Source organism: Nonlabens sp. Hel1_33_55, assembly GCF_900101765.1.
GTDB lineage: Bacteria > Bacteroidota > Bacteroidia > Flavobacteriales > Flavobacteriaceae > Nonlabens.
On sequence record NZ_LT627735.1, the window covers coordinates 2,237,139 to 2,247,939 of the forward strand.

7 protein-coding genes are annotated in these 10,801 nt (G+C 40.4%); 3 read left to right on the plus strand and 4 right to left on the minus strand.

The features are described from left to right. Positions 1 to 107 precede the first annotated feature (107 nt). The gene (locus tag BLO34_RS09990) at positions 108 to 3,374 is read left to right on the plus strand and encodes a carboxypeptidase regulatory-like domain-containing protein (protein WP_090754951.1); all 3,267 of its coding nucleotides are present in this window, start codon (positions 108 to 110) and stop codon (positions 3,372 to 3,374) included. 88 nt (positions 3,375 to 3,462) lie between these two features. Then, a complete protein-coding gene (locus tag BLO34_RS09995; RefSeq protein WP_090754953.1) occupies positions 3,463 to 3,897 on the plus strand; it encodes a hypothetical protein in 435 nt (144 codons plus the stop codon). A 118-nt stretch (positions 3,898 to 4,015) separates the two neighbouring features. Here the strand turns inward: BLO34_RS09995 and mfd are convergent, their stop codons facing one another. Further along, the gene (gene mfd, locus BLO34_RS10000; RefSeq protein ID WP_090754955.1) at positions 4,016 to 7,366 is read right to left on the minus strand and encodes a transcription-repair coupling factor; all 3,351 of its coding nucleotides are present in this window, start codon (positions 7,364 to 7,366) and stop codon (positions 4,016 to 4,018) included. 102 nt (positions 7,367 to 7,468) lie between these two features. Here mfd and BLO34_RS10005 point away from each other — a divergent pair, with 102 nt between their 5' ends. Further along, positions 7,469 to 8,806: a dihydrolipoyl dehydrogenase family protein gene (locus BLO34_RS10005; RefSeq protein ID WP_090754957.1), complete on the plus strand. Its 1,338-nt coding sequence runs from the start codon at positions 7,469 to 7,471 to the stop codon at positions 8,804 to 8,806. On the opposite strand, the gene BLO34_RS10010 is transcribed toward BLO34_RS10005, so the two are convergent. The 3 genes from BLO34_RS10010 to BLO34_RS10020 are packed head-to-tail and all read right to left on the minus strand — an operon-like array spanning position 8,803 to position 10,799. Further along, complete coding sequence (locus tag BLO34_RS10010; RefSeq protein ID WP_090754959.1) at positions 8,803 to 9,627, minus strand: hypothetical protein; 825 nt, start codon at positions 9,625 to 9,627, stop codon at positions 8,803 to 8,805. The two genes, BLO34_RS10005 and BLO34_RS10010, sit on opposite strands and share 4 nt — an antisense overlap. Positions 9,628 to 9,661: 34 nt before the next feature. Further along, positions 9,662 to 10,297: a ligase-associated DNA damage response endonuclease PdeM gene (gene pdeM / locus BLO34_RS10015; protein ID WP_090754961.1), complete on the minus strand. Its 636-nt coding sequence runs from the start codon at positions 10,295 to 10,297 to the stop codon at positions 9,662 to 9,664. Positions 10,298 to 10,307: 10 nt separating this feature from the next. Further along, positions 10,308 to 10,799, minus strand: coding sequence for a hypothetical protein (locus BLO34_RS10020; RefSeq protein ID WP_090754962.1), 492 nt, complete (start codon positions 10,797 to 10,799; stop codon positions 10,308 to 10,310). Between the last annotated feature and the right edge of the window lie 2 nt (positions 10,800 to 10,801).

The following is a 10,801-nucleotide window of genomic DNA, read 5'->3' on the forward strand; positions in this document are numbered from 1 at the left end:
ATCAACATGTTAAGGTTGATAAGTTATTGAATTCTTAATGTTAGCTTAATATTGGAAATGTTTTAATCGGATTACTTTTGCCGCATCTAAACTAAAACGTTTCAATAATGAACAAATCTTTACAGATTTTCCTTTTTCTAGGAATTATTTTAAGCTCGCTGGCCTCCATGGGACAAGGTGTAACCACATCTTCCATTAATGGTCGCGTTCTTGAAGGAGAAAACGAACCTCTTTTGGGAGCCACTATCGTTGCAATACATACACCTACAGGTACTACCTATGGGTCTGTAACAGACATTGAAGGATATTACCGCATCAACAACATGCGTGTAGGTGGTCCTTACAACATCACAATTACCTATGTAGGTAAGCAAGATCTTGCACTAACTAATATTTTCCTACAATTAGGAGAATCAGAGCAAATCAACGCAAACCTAGCTGACTCAACTAACGCTCTTGATGAGATCGTTATTCAAGCACAGCGTAACGGTATTTTTGATAGTGGTAAGACTGGTCCAGAGACTAATATCTCAACTCGTGAGATCAACACCCTTCCAACTACTACTCGTAACATAGCTGACCTTTTGAGAAAAACTCCTGAGGCAGATGTTAGTGAAGGTGGAGCTATTACTCTTGCTGGTCAAAACAACAGATATAACTCTTTCTATATCGACGGTACAGTACAGAATGATGCATTTGGTCTTTCCGGAAGCGGAACCAATGGTGGTCAAGTAGGTGTAAACCCTATTTCACTGGATGCTATTGAATCTTTCTCTGTAAACTTAGCACCATTTGACGTACGTCAATCTGGTTTTGCAGGTGGAACGATAAATGCCATCACAAGATCAGGAACAAACGAATTTTCAGGTAGTGCTTATGGTTACTACCGTAATGAAAATCTAGCTGGTAAAACACCAGGAGGTTTTGACGTTGATGACCGTGAAAAACTTGATGAGTTCACTGCTACTTTAGTAGGAGCTAGAATTGGTGGTCCAATTATCGAAAACAAGTTGTTCTTCTTTGTAAACTATGAAAGACAAGACGAAGAAACTCCTAGATTCTTTAATTTTGACGACTACCTAGGAAACGCTACACTAGCTGATATTCAAGGACTACGTCAAGGTTTGATCAATACTTATGGTTATGATCCAGGAACTTTTGGTAATAGTTCAGAAACATTGACATCTGACAAATTCACGATCCGTCTTGACTTTAACCTTGATGACCAAAATACTTTTACACTAAAGCATAATTATGTAAACGCAGAAAACGCAAGCCCAAGCCTGAGTAGCCCGCGTGGTATTAACTTTAGTAACGCTGGTATTTTCTTCCCATCAGAAACTAATTCTTCAACTCTTGAATGGAGAACTACTAACGGTTCTAATCTGTCTAATAACTTGGTTATTGGTTATACTACAGTTAATGACAACCGTGATCCACTTGGAAACCCATTCCCACGTGTATCGTTAGGTGACGGACCTGGAGGAATCACCTTTGGTTCTGAGGCTTTCTCAACTGGTAACATTCTTGAACAAGAAGTATTTACAGTAACCAACAATTTTGAAATTCAGTCAGGTGCTCACAACATTACCTTAGGAGCTAACTTTGAAAACTTTGATGTACGTAACGTATTCGTTCGTCAAAACTTTGGACAATATAACTTTAGAAGTTTAGCAGACTTCAACACTTATCTGGATGGAACTCCAGGAAATGAGGTAGATGCTAGATTCTATGACTACAGTTACTCTTTCCTTGATCCTGTAGGAACTTCTGGTGATGATATTCAGGCCGCTGCAGCAGCCTTTAATTATTCTCAAATAGGTGTTTACGCACAAGATGCATGGAGTTTGACTGATAACTTTACCATGACTTACGGAGTTCGTTTTGATGTACCATTCTTCTCTGATGGAACAGTTAACGAAGACTTCAATAATAATTCAGTAGCTGTACTTGAAGCTGCTGGAAAAGACTTGCAAGGCGCTAGAGTAGGTAAACCAATTAAGAGCCAAATACACGTAGCTCCTCGTTTAGGAATCAACTGGGATGTTAATGGAGATAGATCAACGCAAATACGTGGTGGAATTGGAGTGTTTACTTCAAGAATACCTTTAGTATGGCCAGGTGGAACTTACAACAACAATGGTGTTTCTATTGGAGGTGTTGATGAAAGAAATTTCCCAGGTGGTGTACAATTTGTAGGAGATCCTGCAAACCAGCCTATCGGTAACGGCGCAGCTCCAGGTAGTGGTGAGCTAGGTGGTCAGATTGACCTCTTCGCTCCAGATTTCAAACTACCTCAAGTATTAAAATACAATCTTGGAGTTGATCAAGAGTTAGGTGTTTGGGGATTGATTGCATCTGCAGACTTCTTGTATAACGATGTTTTGAGCAACGTACAATATGAAAACGTCAACATAGGTGCGCCAGTTGGTACACTAAATGGTGCCGACAATCGTCCATTCTACAGCCGAAATAGAATTGTTGGAGATTATACAGCAATCTACCTAGGAACTAATACGAATAAGGGTTATTCCTATAACGCTACATTTACTTTGACTAAACCAGTACAAAATGGTTTCGGAGCTAGTGCGGCTTATACTTATGGAGATGGTAAGGAGTTGTTTGACAACACTTCTTCTCAAAACTCAAGCCAGTGGAGAAACTTGGTTACCGTAAATGGTAAAAATCAAGCGAGCCTTACAAATTCTCAATTTGCAACAGGTCACCGTATAACTGCAAGTGCCACTTATGAGCTAGATTGGAATGAGAATATCCGTACTCAATTTGGACTGTTCTATACAGGACAGAATGGAGCTCGTATCTCTTACATCTATGATCAAGAAAACACTTTATTGCTAGGTGATGACTCTAGAGATAATGCTTCAATTTACGTTCCTGCAAATGCAAGTGAGATAAATTTAGTTCCATTGGTATCTGGTGGTCAATTATTCACAGCAGCAGATCAATATGCTGCGCTTGATGCATTCATTGAAAATGATGAATATTTGAGAGGACGTCGTGGTCAGTACGCAGAACGTAACGGTAGCCGTGCTTCATGGAATCACTCTATTGACCTGAAAGTTTTACAAGACTTCTCTATCTATACTGGAGCAAACAGAGAAAAGAGAAACACTTTACAACTTTCTGTTGACATTTTTAACGTAGCAAACTTGATCAACAAAGATTGGGGCGAGATTACTCAAGTACCTAACTTTAATGAGGTTGAGTTGATCAGAACTGAATCTGGAGGTCCTAACCCAACGTTTACATTCGATCCTAATATCACAAATAATGATGTTGAGCAGATCGATGACTTTGGTACAAGATCTTCAAGATGGCAAATGCAAATAGGTGCTAGATATATTTTCAACTAGTAGCTATTTCAAATAAAAGTTTGGAACCCGATGCTCACGCATCGGGTTCTTTGTTTTTGGACTATTTTTGTGGCTTCAAATTCTATTTATGTATAACATTCTCAAGGCAGCTCACTCAGGTTGGGCGTATTTATTATTACTGGTCCTATTTATTGCTACTGTCAATGCGCTGATTGGATATTTCGGTAAAAGGGAATTTGGCAATAGGGACTTTAGTTTTGCTCTTGTTGGACTTATCGTTACACACATCCAGCTTTTGATAGGGTTAACTTTATGGGCTTTATCTCCTTATTCAAGTGCTCTTTTTTCAAATACTTCTGAAGTTATGAGCAATCCAGAGTTGCGTTTACTTGCTCTAGAGCATCCTTTAATGATGATTATCGCGGTCGCGCTATTAACCATAGGTTATTCTAAACACAAAAAGAAAATCGTAAGCCATGGCAAGTTCAAAATGCTATCTATATTTTACACATTGGCTTTTATCGTTGTCCTGAGCAGGTTGCCGTGGAGCCAGTGGATGTAAGCATCTAGGTATAATTTTATAAATCAACATCAAAAGGTGCGGAATTGCTTCCGCACCTTTTTATGTTTATAATGATTGTTGTTTGTTATGCTTTCGCGAAAGCGAGATCCTCTAAAATCTATTCCTGCTCCACAGCAGGTTCCTCTAGCGGTAGGACTTCGTTCATGATCTGGAAAGCTTTATCAACACTATTGATATGTTCCATTTTAAGGAGCAACCTCAAACCAGATCGGGTTTGTTTTTCTTTCATCTGCATCTTACTACCGCGCTGGCTCATGGATTGGATCAAATAATTGAACGTATCGCTTTGGTAGAATTTGCTTTGTTGATCTGCAATAAAATAACCGACAAATTTCCCTTGCTTCATGACGATTTTCTCAAGACCCATGCGGCTTGCGATCCATTTGAGCTTGATACTGGTCAATAGATCTTCTGCCGGATCAGGCAGCTCGCCAAAACGGTCTACCAGCTCCTTTCTAAACACATCGAGTCCTGCTTGATCTTCCACATCGTTGAGTTTAGAATACAATGCCAATCGCTCTGTAACGCTATTGATATAGTCATCAGGGAATAACAATTCAAAATCGGTATCGATGGTCACATCACTCACGTGTTTCTTATTGATCACGTCTGTATTATAAAGGTCAGAAAACTCATTTTCCTTGAGCTCTTCTATGGCCTCGCTCAGGATTTTTTGGTACGTATCAAAACCTATCTCGTTGATGAATCCGCTTTGCTCGCCACCTAGAATATCTCCGGCACCACGTATCTCCAGATCCTTCATGGCAATGTTGAAACCGCTACCCAATTCAGAAAAACTCTCGATGGCCTGCATTCTCTTTCTAGCATCGTCCGTCATCATATCGTAGGGTGGCGTGATGAAATAACAAAACGCCTTTTTATTGCTACGTCCTACCCGACCACGCATCTGGTGCAAGTCTGATAGACCAAAATTATTGGCGTTATTAATGAAAATGGTATTGGCATTGGGAACATCGAGTCCACTTTCTATAATAGTCGTACTCACTAAAACATCAAACTCTCCATTCATAAAGGCAAGCATCAATTCTTCAAGCTTCTTACCATCCATCTGTCCGTGACCTATTCCAACACGCGCATCAGGAATGGATCGCTGGATCATCCCAGCAACTTCTTTAATGTTTTCAATGCGATTGTGGACAAAAAATACCTGACCACCACGTGAGATCTCATAGCTAATCGCATCCCTAATAGTCTCTTCAGAAAAGCGAACGATTTGTGTTTCTATGGGATGCCTGTTGGGTGGTGCCGTTTTTATGACACTTAAATCACGAGCGGCCATGAGCGAGAATTGCAGCGTTCGCGGTATAGGTGTCGCCGTCAGCGTCAATGTATCGATATTTTCTTTAAGCGTTTTGAGTTTGTCCTTTACCGCCACACCAAATTTCTGTTCCTCATCAATAATCAACAATCCAATATCCTTGAACTTTACAGACTTGTTGACCAATTGGTGCGTCCCAATAACAATATCAATCGAACCATCTGCAAGTCCTTCTAATACACCACGGCGTTCTTTAGCCGTGCGGAAACGGTTCAAATAATCCACTTTCACCGGCATATCTGCCAGTCGTTCTTTAAAGGTTTTGGCGTGTTGAAATGCCAGTATGGTTGTTGGCACTAACACAGCTACCTGTTTACCGTTTACGGCCGCTTTGAACGCGGCACGAATGGCGACTTCAGTCTTTCCAAATCCTACATCACCACAAACCAGTCGATCCATGGGTCGCTCGCTTTCCATGTCATTTTTCACATCCTGCGTCGCTGTACTTTGATCTGGCGTGTCTTCGTATATAAAACTTGCCTCTAACTCATTCTGTAAATAGCCATCTGGTGCATATTGAAACCCTTTATTAGCTCTACGTTTTGCGTATAACTTGATTAGGTCAAATGCAATTTGCTTGACTCTTGTTTTGGTTTTTGCCTTAAGTTTTTTCCAGGCTGGACTTCCCAGTTTATAGATTTTGGGAGTTTTCCCATCTTTAGCGGAATAACGCGTGATCTTGTGCAGCGAGTGAATGGAAACGTATAAAATGTCTCTTTCACCATAAAACAGCTTGATGGCTTCTTGCATCTTACCGTTCACATCAATCTTTTGTAATCCACCAAATTTCCCTATTCCATGATCGATGTGCGTTACATAATCACCTTTCTCCAGTGTATTTAATTCCTTGAGCGTGATGGCCTGCTTTTTAGCATAGCCATTCTTCAGTTGGAATTTATGGTAACGATCAAAAATCTCATGATCGGTATAACAGGCGATGCGTAGGTCGTGATCAATAAAACCACGATACAAGGTCATGATGACGGTTTCATAGGCGACATTTGCGCCCATATCGTCAAAGATATCCTTGAATCTTTTGGCCTGCTGTGCCGTACTACAGAACAAATAGGTCTTGTATCCATCAGCTTCATTCTGCTTCAGGTTTTCAATCAGCAATTCAAACTGCTTATTGAAAGACGGCTGTGGTACTGTCTTGAAGGTAATATCTGCATTATTGCCAGATAGCTCCACCAGATTGAAATCGGCTAGTTGTTCTTTTAAGAGCGCCGACTTGCTAAAAATATCTTCAGGTTCCAATTGCTTTATTTCTCCCTGCAATTCGTTGTAGGCTTGTTCCGCTTTCGCGAAAAGCGAATCTATTCTACCATACATCATCTCGACATTCCTCGCGATCACAACGGTCTTGGATGACAAATACTTTAAGAAACTCTCACGCTTCTCTGAAGATTGCTTGTTCTCAACATTGGGAATGATAGACAGCTTTTTGATCTGGTCTTTTGAAAGCTGAGTCTCCACATCAAACACACGGATCGAATCAATCTCGTTGCCAAAAAACTCAATGCGATATGGCTCATCATTAGAAAATGAAAAGACATCCAGAATACCACCACGAACCGAAAACTCGCCAGGCTCTGTTACAAAATCAACTCTTTTGAAGGCGTATTCAAAAAGCACCTCATTTGCAAAATCAATAGAGATCTGATCACCAACGCTAATCTTAAGCGTATTGCGATCCAGTTCTTTTTTGGTGACGACTTTTTCAAAAAGTGCGTCTGGATAGGTAACAATTACTGCAGGTTTTTTGCGAGAGTTTATACGATTGAGAACCTCTGCACGCAACAATATATTTGCGTTGTCTGTCTTTTCAATCTGGTAAGGTCTGCGATAACTGCCGGGATAAAATAATACATGGTCCTCACCTATCATTTTTTCCAGATCGTTCAAATAGTAGGCAGCTTCTTCCTTATCGTTGAGTACAAATAGAACTGGCTTATTGATCGCCTCAAACGCGTTAGTCAGAACCATGGAAAGGGCACTACCCAGCAGGCCTTTGACCTCGCAACGGCCTTGAGATAGCAACATATGTTCCCGAAGTTTTTCGGAAGCACTTGTTTTACTATAAGATTCTAAAATTTGTGGGTAGGACACACGCAATGTAGTTAGCTGCAAAGATAGACCGCGACAGTATCTGTTCCCAAATATTGAGAATTCTTTCACAGCCTCAAGATTCAAACCACTTACTTTTAGAACATGGAGAAATATGATGTTTTTGTTTTGGGAACCGGAACTGCTGGAAAATTGGTTGCCAATAGATGTAAGGATGCAGGTTTGAAAGTTGGAATCATAGATAATAGAGAATATGGAGGCACCTGTTCCCAACGTGGATGTGACCCCAAGAAACTACTGCTTGCCAGTAGCGAGGCCGTGGATTTTGCCAGAAATATGAAAGGTGATGGTTTTGAAGGCGATGCAAATATCAATTGGAGAGATGCCTACAATTATATAAGACGATACACTCAGAACATTCCAGACAATACAGAAAAAAGTCTGAAGAAGAATAACATCGACTGTTATCATGGAGATGGAAAATTCATCGATGAAAAGACGTTTACGTTTGATGACACCACAATCACGGCAGACATTTTTGTAATTGCAACAGGTATGCAGCCTAGACCATTGTCTATTCCAGGAGCAGATCACATGCTTACTAGCGAGGACTTTTTCAAAATGAAGGATCTACCAGAAAAAATGGTGTTTGCCGGCGGCGGCTACATAGGGATGGAATTTAGCCATATGATGGCTCGGGCAGGAGTCAAGGTCACCGTGATTGAACAGAGCAACCAAATCTTATCACCATTTGAAAAGTACGTTGCTGACTATTTGATGGAAGATTCCATCAAGCTAGGAATTGATATAAAATTAGACTCTACCTTATCCTCTGTAGAGAAAAATGGAGATCGATTTGTGGTTCATTATGGTCATGAAGGTTCCGTTCATCAAGTCACAACTGATATGGTGTACAATACCACTGGCCGTGTTCCATCCACTAAAACGTTGGATCTTGACAAGGCTGGCGTCGTTACAGATGGCGGTAGTGTCGTAGTGAACGATTGTTTACAAAGTACCACAAACAAAAGGTTCTACGCTTGCGGTGATGTTTCCAGCATGAATTTACCACTAACACCATTAAGTGGACTAGAAGCAAACATTGCAGCAAAAAATATAACTGAAGGTAAACACCCGATGGTTCCCATTGATATTCCCAGTGTGGCATTCACCATTCCACAGGTGGCCAGCATAGGTTTAACTGAAGAACAGGCTACAGAACAAAACAAAAAGTTCAAGGTCTTAAAGGATGACGCCAGTGGCTGGTTCAACACTAGACGTATGAACGCGGGTGCCTATGCCTATAAAGTCATAATCGAAGAAGAAACAGGAATGGTATTAGGCGCTCATATCGTCTCTCATGAGGCTGGAGAAACCATCAATCTATTTTCTGTAGCGATGAATCATAACATCACATTCCAGCATTTACAGCAAACGATTTTTACCTATCCCAGCTGGGCAAATGACCTTAAAAGTTTTTAGGCCTTACTCGCTCGCCACTGCTTGAATTTGAGCATGGGATTGGTAGCTCTATTTTGATAACCATGTACCATGGTATTTAAAAACAAGACTATAGCTGCGCCTAAAGCGAGGTATGCTATATCATCCATCGTTCCCGTATGGCGCACATATATTGCAACAAGCGCCCATACAGCGACTGCAGCATATTCACGCATATTACGGTACCAGATCATCAATAAATTAATAACTGTAGCAATCACGATCAAGCATATGGTCGCAAGAATCTGCTGGTTTTCTGGTATTTCAAACATACCATTCAAAAAACTGGCGACGTTAGCAATGATCGCCACACTTATCCATCCAGAATAGAGACACAAAGGCCACCATACAAAAGCGATCACGGGAAATGGAGCGTCCCATAATTCCATATCCAGTTGCTTAATACACATTAATAAACAAGCTAGAATCCCTACCATACACATTACTGAAGCGCCTATCATTTCTTGCAACCACAAGGCAACCCAGACGGAGCAAAAGATATTTGCCAGTAAAAAATAAGGGAAAGTCGATACGACAAAGTTGGTTCTATAGCTGCGAGGTTGTAGTGATTTCGCTTTCGCGAAAGCAGCATACACACCATATCCAGCAAACACCAACAACATCAGGAAAATCAATCCCCAAATGGAAAATGCATAACTCGCTGGCGTGAAAAGATTGTTGTACTCTGCACTTAGATCACCAACAGTTTTGCCGTTAAAATTACCAGTGTTTGCGTAACCGTTCCAGGCGATGAGAATGATGACGATCAATAGGTTAAGAATGCTGATCAAACGTTTATACATGGGTGGTTTTTGTGGGAATAAATATACAGTAGTTTTAGGATAACTCTAGTACCTCATTCTCAACACAAACAAATATACGGTTGCCTTTTTGTGGCTTCATCGCATATGTTCCCGTGAAATCGCCAAAAGCTGGTAAGATCATCCCATAATCCGTACAAAAGAAGCAGGGCATTTTCAAACGTTGCCTACCTACACCCGTCAATTTAACTGATGGATGGATATGTCCCGCAATATTGAAAATCCCGTCTTTCTCTAAAGGATGATGCGTTAATAGGACATCACCCATCTGTATGTGCTGTATCGTTTTTATTCCCAGCATATTGAAATAGTTGCTGGAAATAAGGTCATGGTTGCCCATTACCAATGATATTTCTACGGTTTGCATGCGCGACCACTGTTCAAAGAAATGCCACTCGGCATTTTTATAGGAATGAAATAAATCTCCCAAGAACCAAAGCCTCGACGGCTCAAAATCTGCAATAACCGCATTGAGTTTATCGTACTCAAAATCATCTGCCTGAGAAGGAACCGCCATTCCATGCTTTCTAAAATGGGCACTTTTACCAAGGTGAACATCTGCTAGGAGAACGACGTCTTGTTCTTCCCAATAGCAGGCGCCAGTGGCATGTAAATAAAATGTCTGGTTGTGAAGTTTTACTTTAAGACTCAAAGCTTTTTATTTATCCAGGTAACAGTTGGCGTTTGAGATTTTTCCCGTGAAGCCTGACGATTTCATTTTCTATAAATTTTAATACCTCAGGACAATTGCGTTTAAAATCTTCTGACTGCACACTCTTTTTACGGCCCTTATAATCTACGGTGACTTTAAGAAAACTATTGTCTGATGTAGGACTTTTATAAGCATCTCTAAGTTCAAAAAACCCTTTATCTATGATCTGTTTGAAAAGCATGTCATGCTCTTTCTGTGAAATTCTGGTTTGAGAGGCCACGGTGTATTGAGGAAATTCTTCTATAATGGCATTGTCAGAAGGAACAAATTCAACAATAGAATCTTGCAGTACAAATGTATCGTTATGAAATGCGCCACGTTCTACGATGATTTTAGAAACTGAATGATCAGAATGTTCTACACGCTGTGCTTCTTTATTTTCCTTGCAAGAAATACTGAAAACAGCTAAAATTAATAACAAACAAATCGACCTATTCTTCATGA

Excerpts from the sequence above, each read along its gene's own strand:
- BLO34_RS09990 (WP_090754951.1), top strand. The coding sequence starts at position 108 with ATGAACAAATCTTTACAGATTTTCCTTTTTCTAGGAATTATTTTAAGC.
- BLO34_RS09995 (WP_090754953.1), top strand. The coding sequence starts at position 3,463 with ATGTATAACATTCTCAAGGCAGCTCACTCAGGTTGGGCGTATTTATTA.
- BLO34_RS10005 (WP_090754957.1), top strand. The coding sequence starts at position 7,469 with ATGGAGAAATATGATGTTTTTGTTTTGGGAACCGGAACTGCTGGAAAA.
- BLO34_RS10010 (WP_090754959.1), bottom strand. The coding sequence starts at position 9,627 with ATGTATAAACGTTTGATCAGCATTCTTAACCTATTGATCGTCATCATT.
- BLO34_RS10020 (WP_090754962.1), bottom strand. The coding sequence starts at position 10,799 with ATGAAGAATAGGTCGATTTGTTTGTTATTAATTTTAGCTGTTTTCAGT.